Below are 22,274 nucleotides of genomic sequence, written 5' to 3'. Positions count from 1 at the left end.
GCCCACCCTGACCGCCCTCGCCCAGGAGCCCGCGATGAGCCCCAGCACCCGCACCGTCGCACCGCCCGACCGCCCCACGAGACCGACGCCCGCCGCCGAGCGCTCCCGCCGGCTGCGCGCGGGCTGGCCCTCCACGGTCCTGGCGAAATGGATCATGGCCGTCACCGGGGTGATCTTCGCGCTGTTCGTCCTGGTCCATATGATCGGGAATCTGAAGGTCTACACCGGGCCCGAGCACTTCGACGCCTATGCCCTGTGGCTGCGCACGCTCCTGGAGCCGCTGCTGCCCTATGAGGGCTTCCTGTGGATCTTCCGCACCGTGCTGCTGATCTGCCTGGTGCTGCACGTGTGGTGCGCGGTGGTGATCTCCCGGCGGGCCAGGATCGCCCGCGGCCCCCACCGCCGGCGCGGCCTGCGCGGGATGGACTCCTTCGCCGCGCGCACCATGCCGGTCACCGGCATCGTGCTGCTGCTGTTCATCGTCTTCCACCTGCTGGATCTGACCGCCGGGGTCGGGGTGGCCCCGGAGGGCTTCCAGCACACCACCCCCGAGGCCAGCCACGCCTACGCCAACCTCGTCGCCAGCTTCTCCCGGCCCTGGGCCGCCGCGGTGTACATCGCGGCCATGGTGATGCTCTTCCTGCACCTGGCCCACGGGCTGTGGTCCGCGCTGTGCGACGTCGGGATCACCGTCGCCGAGCGCGTGCGCGGCACCGTGATGCTGCTGTGCGGGGCGTACGGGCTGGCCGTGATGATCGGCAACATCTCCATCCCCCTAGCCGTACTGACAGGAGTCGTGCGATGAGCCAGAGGATCGACGTGGACGCCGTGGACCCCCGGATCGTGCACGGTGAGCCCGTGGACGGGAAGGTCCCGAAGGGAGACCCGGCCACCGCCTGGGCCCGCCGGCGCGACGAGTACCGGCTCGTCTCCCCGCTGAACCGCCGGAAGTTCGAGGTCGTGGTGATCGGCACCGGCCTGGCCGGGGCCGGGTGCGCCGCGGCCCTGGGGGAGCTGGGCTACCGGGTCACGGCCTACACCTTCCACGACGCCGCCCGCCGCGCCCACTCGGTGGCCGCCCAGGGCGGGATCAACGCCGCCCGGGCCCGCAAGGTGGATAACGACTCCCTGCGCCGCTTCGTCAAGGACACCGTCAAGGGCGGGGACTACCGCGGCCGGGAGGCCGACGCCTTCCGCCTGGCCGAGGAGTCCGTGCGCGTGATCGACCACATGAACGCCATCGGCGCGCCCTTCGCCCGGGAGTACGGCGGGCAGCTGGCCACCCGATCCTTCGGCGGCGTGCAGGTCTCGCGCACGTACTACACCCGCGGGCAGACCGGGCAGCAGCTGCAGGTCTCCGCGGCCCGCGCCCTGCAGCGCCAGGTGGCCGCCGGCTCCGTGGACCTGCACACCCACTGCGAGATGCTGGACGTGATCGTCCACGACGGCGTCGCCCGCGGCGTCGTGCTGCGGGACCTGATCACCGGGGAGGTCTTCTCCCACACCGCCCACGCCGTGGTCCTGGCCACCGGCGGGTACGGCAACGTGTTCCACAAGTCCACCCTGGCCCGCAACTCCAACGCCACCGCCGCCTGGCGGGCCCACCGGCGCGGGGCCCTGTTCGCCTCGCCCTGCTACATCCAGTTCCACCCCACCGCCCTGCCGGTCAGCGCCTCGTGGCAGTCCAAGACCACGCTGATGTCCGAATCCCTGCGCAACGACGGCCGGATCTGGGTGCCGAAGGAGGCCGGGGACGAGCGCGCCCCGGGGGACATCCCCGAGCAGGAGCGGGACTACTATCTGGAGCGCAAGTACCCCGCCTACGGCAACCTCACCCCGCGGGACATCGCCTCCCGGGCCGCCCGGGAGCAGATCGAGGCCGGCCACGGCGTCGGGCCCCTGCGCAACTCCGTGTACCTGGACTTCCGCGACGCCCTGCAGCGCCTGGGCACCAGGGTCATCGACGAGCGCTACGGCAACCTCTTCGCGATGTACCGCGACGCCACCGGGGAGGACCCCCACGAGGTGCCCATGCGCATCGCCCCCGGCGCGCACTTCTCGATGGGCGGGCTGTGGACCGACTACGACCAGATGTCCAGCATCCCGGGGCTGTTCGTGGCCGGGGAAGCCGGCTGGGCCTACCACGGGGCCAACCGGCTCGGGGCCAACTCCCTGCTCTCGGCCTGCGTGGACGGCTGGTTCACCCTCCCGTACTCCGTGCCGAACTACCTCGCCGGGCACCTCGGCGAGCAGCCGCTGGACGGGGACCACCCCGCGGTGCGCGCCGTCGTCGACGACGTGCGCCAGCGCATCGAGCACCTGCTGGGCATCGGCGGGAGCACCAGCCCGGAGAGCTTCCACGCGCAGCTGGGGGAGATCCTCTACCGGCGCTGCGGGGTCTCGCGCACCGCCGAGGGGCTGCGCCGCGGCATCGCCGAGATCCGGGAGCTGTCCGAGCGCTTCCACCGGGACCTGCGCGTGGTCGGCACCGGCGAGCGGCTGAACCAGGAGCTGGAACACGCCGGGCGCGTGCAGGACTACCTGGAGCTGGCCGAGCTGATGTGCGTGGACGCCCTGGACCGGGACGAATCCGCCGGGGCCCACTTCCGCGAGGAGCACCGCACCGAGCAGGGCGAGGCCCTGCGCGACGACGAGCACTGGTGCTTCGTCTCCGCCTGGCAGCGCGGAGCCGACGGGCAGCACATCCGCCGCGCCGAGCCGCTGACCTTCACCGCCGTACCCCTGCAGACGAGGAACTACTCATGAGACTGACCATCGAAGTCTGGCGCCAGGACGGACCCGAGGAACCCGGGCGCTTCGAGACCCACCGCATCGAGGACGCCGCCGAGGAGATGTCCCTCCTGGAGCTGCTGGACCACCTCAACGCCCAGCTGGTGGCCGAGGGCCGGGAGCCGGTGGCCTTCGACTCCGACTGCCGCGAAGGGGTGTGCGGGACCTGCGGGATCACGGTCAACGACCAGCCGCACGGCCCCGAGGCCAACACCCCCTCCTGCCGCCAGCACCTGCGCTCCTTCTCCGACGGGGACACGGTGCGCCTGGAGCCGTTCCGCTCCGGGGCCTTCCCCGTCGTGCGCGACCTCGTGGTGGACCGCTCGGCCCTGGACCGGGTCGTGCAGGCCGGAGGCTTCGTCGCCGTGGACGCCGGCACCGCCCACGACGCCGACGACGACCGGATCGGCCACGACCAGGCCGAGCGGGCCCTGGACTTCGCCGCATGCATCGGCTGCGGGGCCTGCATCGCAGCCTGCCCCAACGGGGCGGCGAACCTCTACGCCGGGTCCATCCTCGAGCACCTGGCCACCCTGCCCCAGGGCGCCCCGGAGCGCACCGAGCGCGCTCGCGGCGTCGTCGGGCAGATCGAGGAGGAGTTCGGCCCGTGCTCCGTGTACGGGGAGTGCGCGGTGGTCTGCCCGGCGGGGATCCCGCTGTCCGCGATCAGCGCGGTCAACCGGGAGCGGGCCCGGGCGGTGCTGCATCGCCGCTCCCGCGGCTGAGCGGCGGCCCGGTCGCGGCAGGGACTGGGTCCGGAGCGGGCCACCCGCGGTAGGATCGGGGACGTCCGCCGCACCCGTGAACCCGAAGGGCATCCATGACCATCGCGACCAGCCAGGCCACCGACCGCACGACCGTGGGGATCCTGTTCGGCGGACGCTCCTCCGAGCACGCCATCTCGGTGATCACCGCCGCGGGGGTGCTGCAGGCCCTGGATCGCGGCACCTACGAGCCCGTGCTGATCGGGATCACACGCGACGGGGTCTGGCACCTGTCCGATGAGCGGGAGCTGACCGCGACCCGCGAGGCCGACACTCTCCCGGAGTTCACCGGGCAGGGCCCCGAGGTGCACCTGCCGCTGGGCGGGCCCACCGCCCACCGGGAGCACCTGGTGCTGCGCGAGGCCGACGGCTCCTTCCACGAGGGCCCCCGCCTGGACGTGGTCTTCCCCCTGCTGCACGGCCCCTTCGGGGAGGACGGCACCCTCCAGGGCCTGCTGGAGATGGCCGGGCTGCCCTACGTCGGCTCCGGGGTCACGGCCTCGGCCGTCGGGATGGACAAGCACTTCATGAAGATGGCCTTCGAGGCCGCCGGGCTGCAGGTGGGCCCCTACCGGGTCATCACCGCCCGGCAGTGGGAGCGGTCCCGGCAGGAGAGCATCGAGCGGGTCCGGGAGCTGGGGCTGCCGGTGTTCGTCAAGCCCGCCCGGGCCGGATCCTCCTGCGGGATCACCCGGGTCGAGGACTGGGCCCACCTGGAGGCAGCGGTCGCCGAGGCCCAGGAGTTCGACCCCAAGGTCGTGGTCGAGGCCGGGATCGAGGGCCGGGAGATCGAGTGCGCCGTGCTCGACGGGCACCACCACGACACCCCGCGGGCCTCGCACCCGGGGGAGGTGGTCGTCGTCGGGCAGGAGGACGCCTGGTACGACTTCGAGACCAAGTACGTCCAGACCGAGGACTCCGTGCTGCGCTGCCCCGCGGACCTGCCGCAGCCCGTGCGCGATGACATCCGCGCGCAGGCCGTGCGGGCGTTCCTCGCCGTGGATGCGGAGGGTCTGGCGCGGGCGGACTTCTTCTGGACCACGGATGAGCGCGTCGTGATCAACGAGATCAACACCCTGCCCGGGTTCACCCCGATCTCGATGTACCGGCTGATGTGGGAGGAGACCGGCATCGGCTACGCCCAGCTGGTCGACGAGCTGCTGCGCCTGGCCCTGGAGCGCCCCGTCGGGCTGCGCTGAGCCCTGCTTGCTCGACGGCGGAGGCCCGGCGTCGGGCCTCCAGCGCCCCTCAGCGGTGGTACTGCAGATCCTGCACGGACTGGCACCTCTTGGTCTGCGGGATCTGGGAGACCGCGGAGTCCAGCTCGGTGAGCAGGGAGGAGGAGGGCACCTTCGAGGCGTCGAAGGTCACCCGGATCGCCGGGGTGCGCCCGAAGGTGGTCGCGGTCCACGTGCCCGTCGGGTCCTCGGACCGTTCGCCTGCCGACGCGGAGGAGGCCGCGGGGCTCGGACTGCCGGAGGTGGCGCGGGTGGGGGAATCCGAGGCCGCCGACGCCGGGTCCGCCTGATCGTCCTCCCGGGCCAGGATCCAATCCACCCCGTTGACGCTCACGCACGGATCCGCGACCGGCTCCTGCACATGCACCCCGCACTTGAGCACGATCGCCGCCGGATCCCCCCAGGCCGTGGTGGCCTGGGCGGTGGTCTCGCGCTGGTCCAGACCGGTCAGCTGGGTGGGCATGGCCACCATCGCGGGCGCGCATGCGGGATCCGCGGCATCGGGGGCCGGATCCAGCGTCACGGCCGCCCCCGCGCAGCCGCTGAGCAGCAGCGCCCCCGCCAGGGTGCCCGTGAGGATCAGGACCCGGCGGGTCTGTCTTTTCCGAGGGGCGGTCCGTACACTGTCAGACGGCGAGGGCAGGGCGGCGGCTGGGGATGACACGGTCCCCAGGGTAGTCCACCGCAGCGGCCGACGCCGGGGCGGCACCAGGCCCCGGGAGACGGCGCCCGAGCCCGTCGCCGCCGAGAGAACCGCCGTGCCGTGCGCAGGAAGGAGCTTCCATGGACCGCAGAGCCCACCCCCGGCGGGCAGCCCGCGCGCGGGCCCTCGGCGTCGGCGCGCTGACCTGCCTCGTGGGCACCTGCGTGGGAGGCGCCGCCCTGGCCCAGGAAGCGCCTGGACAGCCCACCCCCGCCCCGCAGGCCACCTCGAGCGCATCCGCCTCCGCGGCCCCCGATCCCACGGGCGCCCCTGCCCCCACCGCGCAGCCCACTACCGCTCCCGCGCCCAGCGCGAGCGTCGAGCCCACGGCCCCTGCGGTCCCCACCACCGCGCCCAGCGCCACCCCGGCGGGGCAGCCGACGCCGGCCCCCACCGCTCCGAGCGCGACCCCCGCGCCCAGCGCATCCCCCACGTCCAGCCCCGCGCCGAGCCGATCCCCGTCGGCCTCGCCCACCCGCTCCGCGCAGCCCACGCCCACCCGTGAGCCGACCCGCGAGCCCACGCAGGAGCCCACCCGCGCCCCGGCGCCCCAGCCCAGCGCCACCGGCGGTTCCGGTGGTGCGGGCGGCGCGCCGTCCTCCGGCGGGTCGGACGGCGGCTCGGCGGCCTCCGACGTCGCGCCCGGACGTCAGGAGGCGGCCGTCCCCTACACTCCCGGCACCCGGGAGTCGCAGGCGCGGGTCGAGGGTACGGGCGGCTCCTCGACTCGGCCCCAGGCGCGGGGACGCGCCGATGAGCACGGCGGGTTCTCCCCGCTGCGCGAGCACGGCGGAGAGCCGACCTTGGCCGGAGTCTCCGGCTGGGTCAGCTACTACCTGGATCGCGACGACGGCTCCGCCCGCTCGGACCGGACCTCGGGCGGGGCCCCCGTGGATTCCAATGACAACGCCGGCGTGCAGGCCGTGCGCGGGGAATCCGGGGACGCGGGCCTGAGCACCGAGGCCGGCGCGGGGACCCCGGACCTCTCCGCGCTGCGCGGACCGATCCCGATCATCGTGTTCTCCGCCCTGGCCCTCGGGGGGATCGTGCTGGTCATCCACCGCTCCTCCCGGACGCTGGGCGGGCCCCGTCGGGCCGGACGCCGATGACCCCGGCCCACCACGCGGCCCAGCAGGGGCGGGAGCCCGCCCCCGGCACGGCCGCGGCGACCGGGGAGGAGGGGATCCTGCGGCGGATCCTGCCGATCTTCGCCGCGCAGCCGGCGGGCCGCTCCCCGGAGGGCCCGCGCGTCGTGGAGGGCCCCGGGGACGATGCGGCCGTCTACGACCTGGCCGGACGCCTCGCGGTGCTCAGCACCGACACCCAGACCCAGGGGGAGGACCACCTGCTCCGGTGGCCGTGCGGGCACCGCACCCGCGGTGCGGAGCTGGGCTGGAAGTCCGCCGCGCAGAACCTCGCCGACCTCGCCGCGATGGGCGCGGACCCGCTGAGCCTGGTGATCTCCCTGAGCTTCCCCGGGACCACCGCGGTGGACTTCCTCGAGGACATGGCCCGCGGCTACGTGGCCGCGATCCGCGCGCTGGGGGCCGACGCCTGCTCGGTGGACGGAGGGGACCTGGGCGGGGCCGGGGAGCTGTCCGCGACCGTCGCCGCCCTGGGCGCCTGCCGCGGGATGCCGGTGCGCCGGGACGGGGCCCGGCCCGGGGACGTCGTCGTGCTGGCCGGGACGCTCGGACGCGCCGCGGCGGGGCTGGACCTGCTGCTGCACGAGGACTTCGACCCCGGGGACATCCCCACCGAGGAGGACACCGCGCACGCCCGGCCGGGTGCGCGGGATGCGGATCGGCGGGCCCTGGCGGACCTGGCCGCCACCCAGCTGCGCCCCTGCCCGCCCCTGGGCGCGGGCCCGGCCCTGGCGGGTGCCGGGGCCCGGGCCATGATCGACGTCTCCGACGGCCTGGTGCGCGACGCCGGGCGGCTGGCCCGGGCCTCCGGGGTGCAGGTGCGGCTGGACTCCCCGGCCCTGAGCGGGCTGCGCGCGGACCTGGAGCCGGCCGGGCGCCTCCTCGGACGGGACCCGATGGACTGGGTGCTGACCGGGGGAGAGGACCACGGGCTGCTGGCCTGCCTGCCTCCACAGGCGCCCCTGCCCCCCGGGGTGCGTGCGATAGGCTCGTGCCGCAAGAACCACAGCGACGACGAGCACAGGGACGACCCGCCCGTGACCCTGGACGGAGGCGTCCCCGAGCACCTGGGATGGGATCACTTTGGCGGGTAGGACGGCGACCGGCGCGGAGGCGCTGCGCGACTGGCTGAGCACCGCCGCCGCGGCCCTGGAGGAGGTCCGCGAACCCCTGGACGCCCTCAACGTCTTCCCCGTGGCCGACGCCGACACCGGCGGAAACCTCGCCGCCACCGTGCGCGCCGGGGCCGACGCCGCCCGGCTGGTCGGCACGAGCCTGCTCGGGGAGCTGCTGGGCATCTGCGCCCAGCACTGCCTGGAGGAGGCCCGCGGCAACTCCGGGACCCTCCTGGCGGTCATGCTCGCCGGGATGGCCGAGCCCCTGACCGACGCCAAGCGCCTGAGCGCACCGGAGCTGGCCGCGGCCCTGGACCACGCGCGGGTGCGCGTCACCTCCGCCCTGAACGACCCCGTGGAGGGCACCATCTGGACCCTCGTGCGCACCGTGGCCGAGGCCTCCGAGGAGTGGGTGGCCCGATCCACCGAGGAACCGGATTCCCACCGGGGGTTGGTCGCCCTGCTCGAGCACCTCGTGGAGGAGGGCTGCCGGGCCGTGGCCGCCTCCGGGGAGCAGCTGGAGGTGCTGCGCGGCACCGGACGGGTGGACGCCGGGGCCCTCGGCGTGCTCATCGTCCTGGACTGCCTGAGCCACACTGTGGCCGGGAAGGCCTACCCCGGGGCCCCCGAGCGCCCCTACGGGAGGTGGCTCACCACCCCCGAGCCCGCCGACCGGAACCCGTCGGCCCATCCCTCGCGCGGGCCCGCGACCGATCCCGACGCCGTCGAGTTCATGTGCACGATCGCGCTGGACCCGCTGGCCGCGGCGACCGTGCGCCACGAGCTGACCGGCATCGGCGACTCCGTGATCATGACCGCCATCGACCCCACCGGGCCGAGGATGCGCTGGAAGGTGCACGTGCACGTGGGCACGGCCGCCGAGGCGATGGCCGTGCTCACCCGGCACGGCCGACCCACCGGCATCACCACCGAGACCCTCGCCCCGGGAGAGCGCTCGTGACCCGCCTGGAGGACCGGCCCCTCACCGAGGTCCTGCACCCGCAGACCGCGAAGGCCCTGAGCCGGCACCTGGGCCTGGAGACCGTCGGGGACCTGCTGGAGCACCTGCCGCGGCGCTACCTGCCCCGCGGGGAGCTGACCAGCTTCGCCGAGCTGCAGGAGGGCCAGGAGGTCTCCCTGATCTCCCGGGTGCTCTCCGTGCACACCCGCTCCCTGCACACCCGCCGCGGCTCGATCGCCGAGGTCACCGTCACGGACCAGCTGGACCCCGCAGGCACCGGCCCCGCACCCGCCCCGGACACGGCGGCGGCGCGCCTGGACGGCCTGGCGGGCACCGACATCGGCGTGGCCCCGGCGGACCCGGGACAGACCATGACCCTGTCCTTCTTCAACGCCTGGACCGCGGCCAAGGACCTGCACCCCGGGGATCACGTGATGTTCTCCGGGAAGGTCTCCGAGTACCGGGGCCGACTCACCCTGACCAACCCGCACTACGCGGTGCTCACGGACCTCGCGGCCGCCGCGGACCCGCAGGCCGCCCAGGCGCCGATCCCCGTGTACCCCGCGACCGCGAAATACACCACGGACCGGATCGCCGCCGCCGTCGCCGCGGTGCTGGACGGCACGGATCTGACCCAGCTGGAGGACCCCGTCCCGGAGGCCCTGCGCCGCCGCCACCGGCTGATGCCGATCGCCGCGGCCTACGAGGCGGCGCACCGCCCCGACGATGAAGAGCAGCCGCACCGGGGTCTGCGCACCTTCCGCTACCGGGAGGCGCTGATCCTGCAGACCGTGCTGGCCCGGCGCGCCCACCGGTGGGAGTCCCGGCGCACCAGCGCCCACCCGGCCCGGGAGGACGGGCTGCTCGCCGCCTTCGACGCCGCCCTGCCCTTTCGCCGCACCGACGGGCAGGTGCGGGTCGGGGAGGAGATCGCCGCGGACCTGGCCGGCACCCGGCCCATGAACCGGCTGCTGCAGGGCGACGTCGGCTCCGGGAAGACCCTCGTGGCCCTGCGGGCGATGCTGCAGGTCGCCGACGCCGGGGCGCAGGCGGCGCTGCTGGCGCCCACCGAGGTGCTGGCCGGGCAGCACCTGCGCTCGCTCACCGCTGCCCTCGGGGACCTGGCCGCCCCGACCGGGCCCGTTCACGTGGCGCTGCTCAGCGCCTCCCAGCCGGCCGCCGCCAAGCGCCAGACCCTGCTGGACATCGCCACCGGCGCCGCGCAGATCGTCGTCGGCACCCACGCGCTGCTCGGCGAGCAGGTGATCTTCGAGAACCTCGGGCTCGTGGTCGTCGATGAGCAGCACCGCTTCGGGGTGGCCCAGCGCCACGCCCTGAGCGGCTCCGACCAGGCCCCGGCCCACCGGCTGGTCATGACGGCCACCCCCATCCCGCGCTCGGTCGCGATGACGGTGTTCGGGGACCTGGAGACCTCCGTGCTGGACGAGCTGCCGGCCGGGCGCCGGGAGGTCGCCACCCACGTGGTCTCCCTCGCCGCGCACCCCGGCTGGGAGCAGCGGATCTGGCAGCGCGCCCGGGAGGAGGCCCAGGCCGGGCACCAGGTGTTCGTGGTCGTGCCGACCATCGAGGACGGCGGCCCCGCCCGCCCCGGCACCGGCGCGCCCCTGCAGTCCGTGGAGGGTCTCTCCGCCCGCCTGGCCGGGATGCCGGAGCTGGCCGGGGTGCGCATCGGCATCCTGCACGGCCGGGTCCCGGGGGAGGAGAAGACCCGCATCATGCAGGAGATGGCGGCCGGGCGGATCGACCTGCTGGTCGCGACGACGGTGATCGAGGTGGGGGTGGACGTCCCCAACGCCACGCTGATGGTCATCATGGACGCGGACCGGCTGGGCATCTCGACCCTGCACCAGCTGCGCGGGCGCATCGGGCGCGGGAGCCTGCCCGGCACGTGCCTGCTGGTCACGGAGCAGGAGGAGGACGGGCCCTCGATGCAGCGCCTGCACGCGGTGGCCTCGACGCGGGACGGCTTCGCGCTGTCCCTGGCCGATCTGGAGCAGCGCCGCGAAGGCGACATCCTGGGCGCCAGCCAGTCCGGCACGCACTCGACCCTGAAGACCCTCTCCGTGCTGCGCCACCCCCAGATCATCGCCCAGGCCCGCGCCGATGCCCGGGAGCTGGTGGCCGAGGACCCCGAGCTGTCCCGGTGGCCGGATCTGGCCGCCGCCGTGGAGCGGGCGGACTCGGATGAGGCCAGCCGCTACCTGGAGCGCGGATGAGCCGCGCGGCGGGTCGGGCAGCGGTGACGGCGCAGCGGGCCTGGAAGGAGAAGATGCGAGGCGGCGGAGGGAGCGCAGAATGAGCAGGATCATCGCCGGGATCGCCGGGGGCGCCCGGCTGCAGCCGGTGCGAGGCCAGAACACCCGCCCCACCACGGACCGGGTCAAGGAATCCCTGTTCTCCCGGCTGGAGGGCTACGACGTGCTGGCCGGCGCCCGGGTGCTGGACCTGTTCGCCGGCTCCGGGGCCCTGGGCCTGGAGGCGGCCAGCCGGGGCGCCTCCAGCGTGGACCTGGTGGACCGGGACCGCGCGGCCCTGAGCGCCTGCCGGGCCAACCTGGCGGTCCTGACCCGGGCCGGCGCCCCCGCGCGGGTGACGGTGCACGACGCCGCGGCCCGCCCCTGGCTGGAGCGGCTCCCCGAGCAGCCCCGATGGGATCTGGTCTTCCTGGACCCCCCGTACGCGATGGGCCGGGAGGAGCTGGCGGACCTGCTGATGCGGGTGGCCCCCCGCCTGGACGCCGGCGGCGTCGTCGTCGTGGAGCGCTCCGCCCGGGACGAGGAGCCCGTGTGGCCGGCGGGTCTGGAGCGCTTCTCCCACCGGACCTACGGGGAGACGGCCCTGTGGTTCGCGGAGCCGGCCGAGGCCTGAGCGGGCCCAGCCTCGGGGTGCCTCGGGCCCGGATCCCCGCGCACCAGACTCCCCGGGGACCGGCTCACAGCCCGGCGGCGGCGATCCGTCGCGTGGCTTCGCGCAGCACCTCGGGGCGCTTGCAGAAGGCGAAGCGCACCCAGTCCGCGTAGAGGTGGGCATTGGCCTGCGTGGCGAAGGCGCTCAGCGGCACCACCGCGACCCCGGCCCGCTCGGGCAGGGCCTGGGCCAGCTGCGCCCCGGTGCCGGCCCATTCCGGGGCGTCCCGGCCGACCCGGGCCACGGCGAAGAACGTGCCCTCCGGCGCGCAGACCTCCAGGCGGGTCGCGGACAGGCCCTCCAGCAGCACGTCGCACTGGCGACGGTAGCGCTCGTGCAGCTCGGGGTAGAAGGAGCCCTGCTCGGCCCAGGCCAGCGCCCGGGCCACCGCCGCCTGCAGCGGGGCCGCCGCCGAATGCGACAGGTAGCCCTTGGTCACCCGCAGGGCGCGGGTCAGGGGCTGCGGGGCGATGGCCCAGCCCACCCGCCAGCCGGTCACGGAGAAGGTCTTCGAGGCGGCCGAGACCCGGATGGTGCGCTCGGCGGCACCGGGCAGCCCGGCCAGATCCACGGGGTCGGCGTCGTAGTGCAGGTGCTCGTACACCGAGTCCGTGAGGATCAGCGCGTCGTGGGCCGCCGCGAGCTGCACGACGCGCCGCGCCGTCTCCTCGCCCAGCACCGTGCCCGTGGGGTTGTGCGGGTCGTTGACCACGACCATGCGGGTCCGCTCGGTGAAGGCCGCCGCCAGGTCCTCGGGGTCCGGGCGGAAGTGCGGCGGGCGCAGGGGCACGGTGCGCACGGCGGCCCCGGCCAGCGCGGCCACGGCCGGGTACAGGTCGTAGAAGGGCTCGAAGAACACGACCTCATCGCCCGGGCGCAGGTGAGCCAGCATCGCCGCGGCCAGGGCCTCGGTGGCCCCGGCGGTCACGGTGACCTCGGTCTCCGGGTCCGGACGGCGCCGCCCGGCCCGCTCCTCGGCCTCGGCCACGCCCCGGCGCAGGTCCGGGTCGCCCGCGATGGTCGCGTACTGGTTGCCGCCGCCGGCCACCGCCTCGGCCAGGGCCTCGCGCAGGATCTCGGGGCCGTCCGTGTCCGGGAAGCCCTGGCCGAGGTTGATCGCCCCGTGCCGGGCCGCCAGGAAGCTCATCTCCTCGAAGATCGTGGAGGACAGTCGTCCCCGCTCATCGGTCAGACCCGCCGCATCGGCCAGGCGCCGCCAGGGCGCGGGGGATGGGCTGGCGGGATCCACGGGCTCGGGCAGGCGCGAGGCGCCGGTGTTCGCAGACATGCCTGCCATGCTACGGGCCCGGCCCTGGTACCTTGGCAGACATGACCCTCGCTGTGTGCCCCGGATCCTTCGACCCCATCCACAACGGCCATATCGAGATCATCGCCCGCGCCGCCAAGATCTTCTCCGAGGGGGTCATCGTCGCCGTCGCGCACAACCCCCAGAAGACCTTCCGCCTGCCCCTGGAGGAGCGGGTGGCCATGGTCCAGGAGGTCTTCTCCTGGCTGGACGGGATCACGGTGGAGCCGATGGGCGCCGGCCTGCTGGCCGAGTTCGCCCGCTCCCGCGGGGCCGGAGCCGTCGTCAAGGGGCTGCGCGATGACCGGGACTACCTGTACGAGGCCCCGATGGCGACCATGAACCGCAACCTCGTCGGCGTCGAGACGGTCTTCCTGGCCGGGGACCCCAAGCACGGGCACCTCTCCTCCTCCCTGATCATGGAGGTCGCCTCCCTGGGCGGGGACGTCTCCGACTACCTGCCGCGCAGCGTGCACCGGCACCTGCTGGAGCAGGGGCTGCTGGGGCACGGCTGAGGCTCCGCCGGCCGGTGGGATCGACGGCTGCCGCGGCGGGGGTTGTCCCGGTTCGGCGTCTCGAGTATGCTGGGACGTCGGTCCAACCTCGAACAGGAGTGCATCATCACGCGTGAGAAGGCATCGGCCCTCGTGGTCGACGTGAAGGCCCTGGCCGCCCGGCCGGGGACGATGGAGACGCTTCGGCGGGCCCTGCCGGCCCCCGAGGACTTCGGCAACGCCCTGATCGGGGCGCCGGCCGGCTCCGACATCACCGTGGATCTGCGCCTGGAATCCGTGCATGATGGTATCTTGGTCTCCGGCACCGCGTCCGTGACGGCCCACGGTGAATGCAGCCGCTGCCTGGATCCTCTCGAGGTTCCGGTCACGGCCGACATCCAGGAGCTGTACGTCCTGGACCCCGAGCCCGCAGCGGACGAGGAGGACGAGCAGCACGCCGTCGAGGACGATGCGATCGACCTCGAGCCCGTGCTGCGGGACGCGGTGATCACGCAGCTTCCGTTCCAGCCCGTGTGCCGGGAGGATTGCCCGGGCCTGTGCTCCGTCTGCGGGGCGCGCCTGGAGGAGGATCCGGAGCATCACCACGACGTGGTGGATCCGCGCTGGTCCGCCCTGTCGGGGCTGCTCGGCACCGAGGATGCCGCGAACGAGACGACAACGACGAGAGAAGAGAGATAGCAGTGGCTGTTCCCAAGAGGAAGATGTCCCGTGCCAACACCCGCGCACGCCGTTCCCAGTGGAAGGCGACCGCGCCTCAGCTGGTCAAGACCGTGGAGAACGGGAAGGTGACCTACAGCCTCCCGCACCAGGCCAAGGTCGTCACCGACTCCGCCGGCACCCCGCTGTACTTCGAGTACAAGGGCCGCAAGGTGGCCGACGCCTGATCCAGGTTCCCACCATGGACACCGCGTCCCACGGAGAGCTTCTGCAGCGTCTCGGCGTCGACATCGACGCCGAGACGCTGCTGCTTGCGCTGACCCACCGCTCCTACGCCCACGAGCACCCCGGCACCCCGGACAACGAGCGCCTCGAGTTCCTCGGGGACTCCGTGCTCGGCCTGGCCGTGACCACCGAGCTGTACCACCGCTTCCCGCACCTGCCCGAGGGGCAGCTGGCCAAGCGTCGGGCCGCCGTCGTCTCCGAGCGGTCCCTGGCGGTGCTGGCCCGCGGCATCGGCCTGGGGCAGCACATCCGCCTGGGGCGGGGAGAGGCCATCTCCCACGGCGGGGACAAGGACTCGATCCTCGCCGACACCATGGAAGCCCTGTTCGGGGCGACCTTCATCACCTGCGGCCCGGAGATCGCCCGGGACCTGGTCCTGCGCTTCACCTCGCCCCTGCTGGACGATGAGTTCGTGCTCGGCGCCGGGCGGGACTGGAAGACCGAGATCCAGGAGCTGGCCGCGGCCCGCGGCCTGGGGGAGGTCAGCTACGAGGTCCAGGGCGAGGGCCCCGAGCACGCCCGGATCTACCGGGCCACCGTCCTGCTGGGCGGGACCGCCCACGGGGAGGGCTCCGGTCCGGCCAAGAAGCAGGCGGAGCGGGCGGCCGCGGAGGTCGCCTTCCGCGCCCTGCACGGCGTGGTCACCGGCGCCTGAGGTGCCGGAGCTGCCCGAGGTCGAGGTGGTGCGCGCCGGACTGGCCGCGCACGTGCTCGGCGCCCGCGTCACCGACGTCGAGGTCCTGGATCCCCGATCCCTGCGCCGCCACGACGCCGGACCGGGGGATTTCCGCGCCCGGCTCAGTGGCGCGCGGATCGACGACGTCGCCCGGCGCGGGAAGTACCTGTGGCTGCTGCTCGCGGATCCGCAGGGGCACCGCCTGGACGATGCCCTGGTGGTGCACCTGGGCATGAGCGGGCAGGCCCTGCTGGCTCGGCCCGACGCCCCGGATCCCCGGCACCTGCGGCTGCGCTGCGATCTTGCGGAGGCGGGGGAGTCCTTCCCGGGCGGGCGCGGCCAGCTGCGCTTCGTCGACCAGCGGATCTTCGGCGGCATGTTCCTGGACCGGCTGCTGCCGGTGCACGACGCCGCCGGTTCCCCGGTGCCCGGGGCCAGCGCCTCCGAGCTCGGGGAGGCGAGCATCCCGGCGTCGGTGGCGCACATCGCCCGGGACCCGCTGGATCCGCACTTCGACGCCCGCGCCTTCCGGCGTCGGCTGCTGCGCACGGACTCCGGGATCAAGCGGGTGCTGCTGGATCAGACCGCGATCTCCGGGGTCGGCAACATCTACGCCGACGAGGCCCTGTGGCGGGCCCGGCTGCACTACGCCAAACCGGCCCGCAGCCTCACGGCCGCGCAGACCCGGGACCTGCTGGGCGCGGTGACCGAGGTGATGACCGAGGCCCTGGCCGAGGGCGGGACGAGCTTCGACGCCCTGTACGTGAACGTCAACGGGGAGTCCGGCTACTTCGCGCGGGGGCTGAACGTCTACGGCCGGGAGGGTCTGGCCTGCCGCCGGTGCGGGCGCCCGATCCGCCGGGAGCCGTTCATGAACCGCTCCTCCTACCGCTGCCCGCGCTGCCAGCGCGCTCCCCGCGCGCTCTGACTCCGCCCCCCACGCGGCCCCGGCAGCGCGCTCGGGAGGGGTTTCAGCGTGTGGGAGCCACGAGGACGCTCCCAAACACCGAAACCGCTCCCAAACCCCGCGCTCAGGGTCTGTCGCCGGCCGCGATGCGTGCGAAGATGAGAGGCACAGCTGAATATCCCGATGACCGAGGTGATCTTGTCGATGGCAAAACACGATGCTCGCCGCCTCGAGCTGACGCTGCTCGAAGGTCGCTTCGATGGTCCTCAGCGAGTGCGGCTTCCTCGTCGCACCTACAGCGTGTATCTGGTCCCCGCCAGCTCCTTCGACGCCTGGCGTTGCGACAAGAAGATGAATCAGCCGGGTGTGTACATGCTTCTGGAGGATCCGAGCGCGGACAATCCGCGTCTGTACATCGGCAAAGCGGATCTGCGTGCCAACGGCAAGGGCGCTCTGAGCCGCGTGATCGAGCACCGGGATCAAGGACGCCACCGGTGGTGCCACACCGCCGTCCTTCTGGTGGATGAGCCCAAGAACTTCACCGCCACCGAGCTGAAGTTCCTGGAGTCTCATCTCATCCGCATGGCACGCGAGGCGGGCCGCAATTCACCGGAGAACATCGATACTCCCTCGGCGGGCGACGTGGAGGACGACGTCTACAACGACCTCAGGGCGGTTCTCGCCGATGCCCGTCTGATGATCGCCTCCATGCGCATGCTCTTCCTCGAACCACCGCTGGCTGGCAGCGAAAGCGGCAGTGATATAGACCCCGTGAGCGCAGCGACCGAACCCGCCCGTGCGGCCAGCAGCACGGAGCTGTTCATGCGCCTGCGCGGCAGCACCGAGCCGGCGGTGCTGGTGCACTCGGCTGGAAGCTGGGTGCTCAAGGCGGGCAGCACGATCAAGGGCGAGTGCACCGACCGGCGCATCGGCCGGATCCGATCGGTCCATGCCGCCGCCGTCGATGGGGAGAGGACCACCGCGGCGATCTCCTTCACCTCGGCCAGCGCGGCCGCGAGTTTCGTATCCGGCAATCCCCGCAACGGCAACCTCTCCTGGGCGGATGCCGAAGGCACCAGCCTGGGCGACCTCAAGGACAGCGGCGCCTTCGCCTGACCACCACTGCGCCGGGGCCTCCGGAGGGGCAATCTGGGAGGGGTTTCGGTGTTTGGGAGCCACGAGGACGCTCCCAAACGCCGAAACCCCTCCCAAACCGGCAGAAGGGGCGGCGGGGGTCAGGCCTGCGGGGCGTAGTACTCGCGCAGGCGGCGCATCCCCTCGTCGATGGAGACCGCGGGCTCCCAGTCCAGCAGCTCGCGCGTCCGGCGCTGGTCGAACCAGTGGGAGGTGGACAGCTGCTCGGCCAGGAACTCCGTCATCGGCGGCTCATCCTCGCCGGGGCGCTTCTCCCAGACCTTCTCGATGACCCGGCCGGCCAGCTTCGCCAGCGACGCCGGGACCCGCCGGGTGGGGGCGGGCACCCCGCCGGCCCGGCACATCGCCGCCATCAGCTCGCCCACCGTGCGCGGCTCCCCGTTGGTCACCACCAGGGGACGCCCGTGTACCGTCTCCAGGCGCTCCAGGCACCGGACGATCGCGGTGGCGGCGTTGTCCACGTAGGTGGTGTCGATCAGCGCGGCTCCGGCATCCAGGAGGGGGATCCCGCCGCGGGAGGCCCGCTCCATGATCCGCTCCACCAGCTGGGTGTCCCCGGGACCCCACACCAGGTGCGGGCGGATCACCCCGACCCGGAAGTCCTCGCCGTCGGCCTCCAGGGCCAGCAGCTCCCCGTAGGCCTTGGAGCGGGCGTAGTTCCCGCGCGCGTGGTCGGGGTCGGCGGTCAGATTCGGCTGGCCCATAAAGGCGGAGCCCGCGTGGGAGACGGACGGGGAGGAGATCTGCACGTAGTCGCGGATCCCGGCCCGCTTGGCCATCTCCACCATCACCCGGGTGCCCCGGACGTTGACCTCCTCGTACTCGGCCCACGGCCCGGAGACGCTGACCTTGGCGGCCAGGTGCACCACCGCGTCGGCCCCGTCCATCGCCCGGGCCACGGCCTCGGCGTCGGTGATCGAGCCGCGGCGCTGCTCGAAGCGCTCGGCGCCCTTGGCCTGCAGGGACTTGCGCACCGCGGTGGCGTCCGAGCGCTGCAGGGCGATCACGCTCCAGCCGCGGCGGATCAGCTCCAGCGCGGTGCGCGCCCCGAGCATCCCGGAGGCCCCGGTGACCAGCACGGTGCGCCCGTTCGGCTCGGGAAGCCGGGCATCGGGCACGATCTCCCGGCGCTCGTCCGGATCCGGGGCCCGCCACGCGGTGTCGGGCTCCCGGCCGGGGCCTTGGGCATGACCCCTGCGGCGGTGCTCCTGCTGGTTCACGGCTTGGCCACCTTCCCCCCGGACAGGGTGCTCTCGGCCCACGCGGCCAGGCGCGGGCGGTCGATCTTCGAATTGTGCCGGATGTCCGTGGGCTGCTCCGGCACCTGCAGCACGGCCACCGGGACCACCCCGGTGCGTCCGCGCACCACAGCGCGCACGGCGTCGGCCAGCTCCAGCGGGGCCGGCCCCGGGTGCACCCCGCGGCGTTGTTCGGGCTCCACGACGACGACGGGCGCCTGCGTGCCGGCCGGGCCCACCCCCACCAGCGCGGCCCGGCGCACCGCCGGCAGGGTCTCGGCCGCGGCCTCGGCGGCCACCGGAGTCACGACGGCCTCGGGGGTGCGCAGCAGGTGGGCCAAGCGGCCCTCCACCCACAGCCGACCCGCGGCGTCGAAGTGCCCGATGTCGCCGGTGCGGTGCCAGCCGGGGATGGCCGCGGAGTCCCGCTCCGTCCACCACAGCCGGTCGTAGTGGTCCTTCATGTGCCGGGCGCTGACCAGGATCTCCCCGGTGCGCCGCTCCGCGTGGGAGGGCTCGCGGGAGGGATTCCCCTCCTCGTCCAGCAGCCCCAGGGCCAGCTCGGCCCCGTGCACGGGAACCCCCACGCACACCCCGCCGCCCGCGCCGCGCATGCCCGAGGCGGCGTCGCGCTCGGCCTGCTCGATCTGGGTCAGGGAGATGTCCGCCACGGGCAGGGCCTCGGTCATCCCGTAGGGGGTGTGCACCTGGGCGCGTGGCACCAGGGCGGAGACCCGGCGCAGCAGCGGCAGGGTCAGCGGCGCTCCGGCCGAGAGCAGCAGCCGCACCCGGCCCAGGGCCTCGGCCTCGGCCGGGGCGAGGTCCTCGGCCGTGGCCACGACGTTCATTAGGGCCGCGGGGGAGGCGAAGACGATGGTCGCCTCGATCGCCTGCGCGGCCTGGGCCAGGGCCCGGGCGGAGAGGGTCTTGGGCCGGGTGACATCCATGTCCGGGGTCACCGAGGTGGCGCCCAAGGCCGGGCCCAGCAGGGCGAAGGGCGCGAAGCCGGCCACCAGCCCCGAACCCGGCTGAAGCCGGTAGGTCCGCTGGATCGCGTCGCGCATCGCGCTGAGCTGCCGCTGGGTGTAGGAGACCCCCTTGGCGGGCCCCGTGGACCCGGAGGTGTAGAGGATCGCGGCCTCATCCTCCGGGCGCGGCGCGTCCCAGGGGGTGCCGGCCGGGGCGGCCGGGGCGGCGTCGTCGGTGGCTCCGATCAGCCCGAACGCACGGGTGCTCACCGGGTCCGCGGAGCCGGCGAGGATCCGCCGCCCGGGCCAGCCTGCGGCGCGCGCGGCGGCCAGGGCCTGCGGGATGCCGATGAGGAACTCGGGGGAGGCCCCGCGCAGCGCCCGGGTCAGGCCCGTCAGCCCCAGCCCGGTGTCCGCGACGACGATCACCGCGCCCACGCGCAGGCAGGCGTAGATCAGCACGGTCAGGCGCGCACCGGGCGGGACCATGAGGCTCACCCGCGCCCCGCGGCGCACGCCCAGTCCGCGCAGCACCGCGGCGGTGCGATCCACCTCGGTGTTCAGCTCCCGCCAGCTCAGCCGCCGCTTGACCGGGGCGGCCCCGTGGCGCCCGGATCCCGCGCGGCGTCGGACCCGGCCCATGTCCACGACGGCCGGTGCGTCGTCCTCCCGGCGGGCCTCCAGCTCGGCGGTCATGGGGCGGAAGTCCGCGGCCAGCGGGGAGCGGGCCTCCCGCTCGGCGCGCACCCGGCGGTGCCGGGCGATGACCGGTTCCGCCTCACCGTACGTCTCGGCCAGCCACGTCCGCACCAGGGGGACGATGTCCTCGTCCTCGGCCACCAGGTGCCCGGCCTTCTCGAAGCGGTGCACCTGCGCCTGGGGCATCCGGCGCAGCAGGTCGTCGAAGTAGCGCTGCTGGAAGACCGGATCGTGCGGACCCCACAGGATCAGCCCCGGCAGCTCATCGCCCGCCACGGCCTCGGCGATGCCGCGCATGGCCGCGTGGGAGCGGTGCCCGGGGTCCGCCGGGATGTCCGCGACGAAGCCGCGGATCCCGTCGCGTTTCTCGGCGTCGTCGTAGGGGGCGCGGTAGGCGGCCTTCACGGCCGGATCCCAGTCCCCGCGGTGCAGGGCGAGGGTCACGTCCAGGAAGGCGGTGGTGGAGCGGGTGCCCCACCCGTGCACCGCCGGGTGCAGGGCCAGGCGCAGGGCCCCGGGCACGGCGGCGTCGGCCGGCTGGGACAGGGCCGTGTTGGTCAGGATGCGCCCGGCGTGCAGGCCCGGGTGCGCGGCCCCCCAGCCCTGGGAGATCAGCCCGCCCCAGTCGTGGGCCACGGTGACCACGCCGTGCTCCCCGGCCTGCTCGTCCAGCCCCAGGGCGGCGGTGAAGTCCCCGAGGTCGGCGACCCGATCCGCCAGGGTGCGGGCGAGCCCGGTGCGCTCGGAGAAGCCCATCTCCAGCTGGTCCACGGCCACCACGCGCCACGGCTGGGCGAAGTCCGCCCCGGCGCGCACCAGGCGCCGCCACAGGTAGGACCAGGTGGGGTTGCCGTGCACGCACAGCAGCGTTCCCACGGGGGTGAGGCCGCGCTCGGCGAGCTCGGCGGCGTTGTCCAGGTAGTGCCAGGTCCGCTCGGTCCCGGCGTCGACGGCGGCCGAGGAGACCACGCGCAGGGTGCGGCTGTCCGCGCGGCGCACCCCCGGCCACGGCTTCAGCGGCACGGGCCCCGGCTGGGGCGCGGTCCGGCGGGCGGGGGTCTGCGTGCTCATCGTCTCCTGGCCTTTCGCTGCTCGGGTGGTGGGGTCTGCGGGCCCTACCAGGCGATCTCCATCAGCCCCGTGTTCAGCCCGGAGCCCACGCCCATGCACAGCACCCGCTGCCCGGGCTCCAGGGTCTCGGCCTGCAGGGCCAGGGTCATCGGCAGGGCCGCCGCGGCGACGTTGCCCCAGTACGGGAAGGTCAGCGGGATCCGGTCTCGGTCGATGCCCACGGCGTCCACGATGGCGTTGGTGTGGGAGGTGGAGATCTGGTGGGTGACGTAGGCGTCCATGTCCGTCCAGTCCCAGCCCTCCCGGTGCGCCTCCTCCCAGGCGTCGGTGACCAGCTTCAGCCCGTGGGTCAGCAGGCCGGTGGCGTCGGTGGCCATGCCCTGCCCGGCGTCCCCGCCGATGCACAGGTCCTTGTGCTCGGTGCCGGCGCGGGAGACGGAGCCGAGGATGCGGTGGCCCTCCGGGTGGCGGTCGGCGCGACCGATGACGGCCGCGGCGGCCCCGGAGCCCAGGGTCAGGGTCGCGAACTGGGTGAGCACCTCGTCCCGGGTGGAGTCCGGGCGGTTGAGCATGCGCAACGCGGTCTCGTGCCAGGGGGAGGGGTCCTCCCCGCACACGATCAGCGCGTAGTCGATGGCCCCGGCGTCGATCATGGAGGAGGCCACGGTGATGCCGTTGACGAAGCCCAGGCAGGCGTTGGTCATGTCGAAGTTCAGCGCGTGGCGCGGCAGCCCGAGCGCGTGGTGGATGCCCACGGCCACGGCCGGTTCGAAGTTGTCGCGGGTCACGGAGCCGTTGATCAGCAGCCCGATCTGCTCCGGGGCCACCCCGGCCTGCTCGAGGGCGGCGCGTCCGGCGCGGGCCGCGCCGTCGTCGAAGCTGGAGCCCTCGGCCCATCCGCGCCGCTCCCGGATCCCGGCCAGGCGCTCCAGCAGGCCCCGGGGCATGCGCAGGCGGCGGTAGGTGTCCGCCAGCTGGTCATCGAACCAGGAGGACGGCACGACCTCCTCGGCTTCCACTCTGGTCACCGAGAGCAGCGACGAGTTCCGATGGCGGATCGAGGAGTTAGAGGTCAATGAATCGTGCCTTCGCGACGAAGTGGTGTGATGCAGGTGCGAGCCGAAGATCGTGGGGACCGGCCCCGACCCTGCCG

At 74.0% G+C, this 22,274-nt stretch carries 20 protein-coding genes; 15 read left to right on the top strand and 5 right to left on the bottom strand.

The window, feature by feature from the left end; genetic code table 11:
* Window positions 1-34: 34 nt before the first annotated feature.
* The 4 genes from NQ707_RS02725 to NQ707_RS02710 all read left to right on the top strand — a co-directional run bounded on the left by NQ707_RS02725 (window position 35) and on the right by NQ707_RS02710 (window position 4,753).
* A complete protein-coding gene (locus NQ707_RS02725; RefSeq protein WP_100463003.1) occupies window positions 35-805 on the top strand; it encodes a succinate dehydrogenase cytochrome b subunit in 771 nt (256 codons plus the stop codon).
* The gene (locus tag NQ707_RS02720) at window positions 802-2,766 is read left to right on the top strand and encodes a fumarate reductase/succinate dehydrogenase flavoprotein subunit (RefSeq protein WP_404434638.1); all 1,965 of its coding nucleotides are present in this window, start codon (window positions 802-804) and stop codon (window positions 2,764-2,766) included. Before NQ707_RS02725 ends, NQ707_RS02720 begins: the two co-directional genes overlap by 4 nt.
* The gene (locus NQ707_RS02715; RefSeq protein ID WP_404434636.1) at window positions 2,763-3,515 is read left to right on the top strand and encodes a succinate dehydrogenase/fumarate reductase iron-sulfur subunit; all 753 of its coding nucleotides are present in this window, start codon (window positions 2,763-2,765) and stop codon (window positions 3,513-3,515) included. The genes NQ707_RS02720 and NQ707_RS02715 overlap by 4 nt, the downstream gene beginning before the upstream one ends.
* Window positions 3,516-3,610: 95 nt before the next feature.
* Complete coding sequence (locus NQ707_RS02710) at window positions 3,611-4,753, top strand: D-alanine--D-alanine ligase family protein (protein WP_100462999.1); 1,143 nt, start codon at window positions 3,611-3,613, stop codon at window positions 4,751-4,753.
* 49 nt (window positions 4,754-4,802) lie between these two features.
* Here NQ707_RS02710 and NQ707_RS02705 read toward each other — a convergent pair whose 3' ends face one another.
* Entirely contained in the window at window positions 4,803-5,342 is a 540-nt protein-coding gene (locus tag NQ707_RS02705) for a DUF3515 family protein (protein WP_231377303.1), read from the bottom strand.
* Window positions 5,343-5,575: 233 nt separating this feature from the next.
* On the opposite strand from NQ707_RS02705, the gene NQ707_RS02700 reads away from it, so the two are divergent.
* From NQ707_RS02700 to rsmD, 5 genes are all read left to right on the top strand, one after another.
* Entirely contained in the window at window positions 5,576-6,604 is a 1,029-nt protein-coding gene (locus tag NQ707_RS02700) for a hypothetical protein (RefSeq protein ID WP_404434634.1), read from the top strand.
* Window positions 6,601-7,734, top strand: coding sequence for a thiamine-phosphate kinase (thiL, locus tag NQ707_RS02695; protein WP_129357457.1), 1,134 nt, complete (start codon window positions 6,601-6,603; stop codon window positions 7,732-7,734). Before NQ707_RS02700 ends, thiL begins: the two co-directional genes overlap by 4 nt.
* A complete protein-coding gene (locus tag NQ707_RS02690; protein ID WP_404434632.1) occupies window positions 7,724-8,716 on the top strand; it encodes a DAK2 domain-containing protein in 993 nt (330 codons plus the stop codon). The genes thiL and NQ707_RS02690 overlap by 11 nt, the downstream gene beginning before the upstream one ends.
* The gene (locus tag NQ707_RS02685) at window positions 8,713-10,953 is read left to right on the top strand and encodes an ATP-dependent DNA helicase RecG (protein WP_133566080.1); all 2,241 of its coding nucleotides are present in this window, start codon (window positions 8,713-8,715) and stop codon (window positions 10,951-10,953) included. The genes NQ707_RS02690 and NQ707_RS02685 overlap by 4 nt, the downstream gene beginning before the upstream one ends.
* Before the next feature lie 79 nt (window positions 10,954-11,032).
* Window positions 11,033-11,605: a 16S rRNA (guanine(966)-N(2))-methyltransferase RsmD gene (rsmD, locus tag NQ707_RS02680; RefSeq protein ID WP_058730888.1), complete on the top strand. Its 573-nt coding sequence runs from the start codon at window positions 11,033-11,035 to the stop codon at window positions 11,603-11,605.
* Between the two features lie 64 nt (window positions 11,606-11,669).
* On the opposite strand, the gene NQ707_RS02675 is transcribed toward rsmD, so the two are convergent.
* Complete coding sequence (locus NQ707_RS02675) at window positions 11,670-12,932, bottom strand: aminotransferase class I/II-fold pyridoxal phosphate-dependent enzyme (protein WP_404434629.1); 1,263 nt, start codon at window positions 12,930-12,932, stop codon at window positions 11,670-11,672.
* Between the two features lie 41 nt (window positions 12,933-12,973).
* On the opposite strand from NQ707_RS02675, the gene coaD reads away from it, so the two are divergent.
* The 6 genes from coaD to NQ707_RS02645 all read left to right on the top strand — a co-directional run bounded on the left by coaD (window position 12,974) and on the right by NQ707_RS02645 (window position 17,106).
* Window positions 12,974-13,465 carry a pantetheine-phosphate adenylyltransferase gene (coaD, locus tag NQ707_RS02670; protein ID WP_358293880.1) on the top strand — a complete coding sequence of 164 codons (492 nt, stop codon included), beginning with the start codon at window positions 12,974-12,976 and terminating at the stop codon, window positions 13,463-13,465.
* 66 nt (window positions 13,466-13,531) lie between these two features.
* Window positions 13,532-14,143 (top strand): DUF177 domain-containing protein, encoded by a 612-nt coding sequence (locus NQ707_RS02665; RefSeq protein WP_064725610.1) that lies wholly within the window; start codon window positions 13,532-13,534, stop codon window positions 14,141-14,143.
* Between the two features lie 2 nt (window positions 14,144-14,145).
* Window positions 14,146-14,349 (top strand): 50S ribosomal protein L32, encoded by a 204-nt coding sequence (gene rpmF, locus NQ707_RS02660; RefSeq protein WP_058730891.1) that lies wholly within the window; start codon window positions 14,146-14,148, stop codon window positions 14,347-14,349.
* Between the two features lie 14 nt (window positions 14,350-14,363).
* The gene (gene rnc / locus NQ707_RS02655) at window positions 14,364-15,062 is read left to right on the top strand and encodes a ribonuclease III (RefSeq protein ID WP_058730892.1); all 699 of its coding nucleotides are present in this window, start codon (window positions 14,364-14,366) and stop codon (window positions 15,060-15,062) included.
* A 1-nt stretch (window position 15,063) separates the two neighbouring features.
* On the top strand, window positions 15,064-16,011 hold the full coding sequence (gene mutM / locus NQ707_RS02650; protein ID WP_404434625.1) for a bifunctional DNA-formamidopyrimidine glycosylase/DNA-(apurinic or apyrimidinic site) lyase: 948 nt from the start codon (window positions 15,064-15,066) through the stop codon (window positions 16,009-16,011).
* A 162-nt stretch (window positions 16,012-16,173) separates the two neighbouring features.
* Window positions 16,174-17,106 (top strand): DUF4357 domain-containing protein, encoded by a 933-nt coding sequence (locus NQ707_RS02645; protein WP_061224984.1) that lies wholly within the window; start codon window positions 16,174-16,176, stop codon window positions 17,104-17,106.
* A 119-nt stretch (window positions 17,107-17,225) separates the two neighbouring features.
* Here the strand turns inward: NQ707_RS02645 and NQ707_RS02640 are convergent, their stop codons facing one another.
* The 3 genes from NQ707_RS02640 to NQ707_RS02630 are packed head-to-tail and all read right to left on the bottom strand — an operon-like array spanning window position 17,226 to window position 22,197.
* Window positions 17,226-18,365, bottom strand: a complete 1,140-nt coding sequence (locus NQ707_RS02640; protein ID WP_404434622.1) for an NAD-dependent epimerase/dehydratase family protein — start codon at window positions 18,363-18,365, stop codon at window positions 17,226-17,228.
* A complete protein-coding gene (locus NQ707_RS02635) occupies window positions 18,362-21,121 on the bottom strand; it encodes an alpha/beta fold hydrolase (protein WP_404434619.1) in 2,760 nt (919 codons plus the stop codon). Before NQ707_RS02635 ends, NQ707_RS02640 begins: the two co-directional genes overlap by 4 nt.
* 44 nt (window positions 21,122-21,165) lie before the next feature.
* Window positions 21,166-22,197 carry a 3-oxoacyl-ACP synthase III gene (locus tag NQ707_RS02630; protein ID WP_058730896.1) on the bottom strand — a complete coding sequence of 344 codons (1,032 nt, stop codon included), beginning with the start codon at window positions 22,195-22,197 and terminating at the stop codon, window positions 21,166-21,168.
* Between the last annotated feature and the right edge of the window lie 77 nt (window positions 22,198-22,274).

It is taken from the genome of Rothia sp. BD8 (genome assembly GCF_044878465.1).
Taxonomy (GTDB): domain Bacteria; phylum Actinomycetota; class Actinomycetes; order Actinomycetales; family Micrococcaceae; genus Rothia; species Rothia kristinae.
The sequence above is the reverse complement of the archived record's forward strand: the minus strand, read 5'-3'. Positions and strand labels throughout refer to the sequence as shown.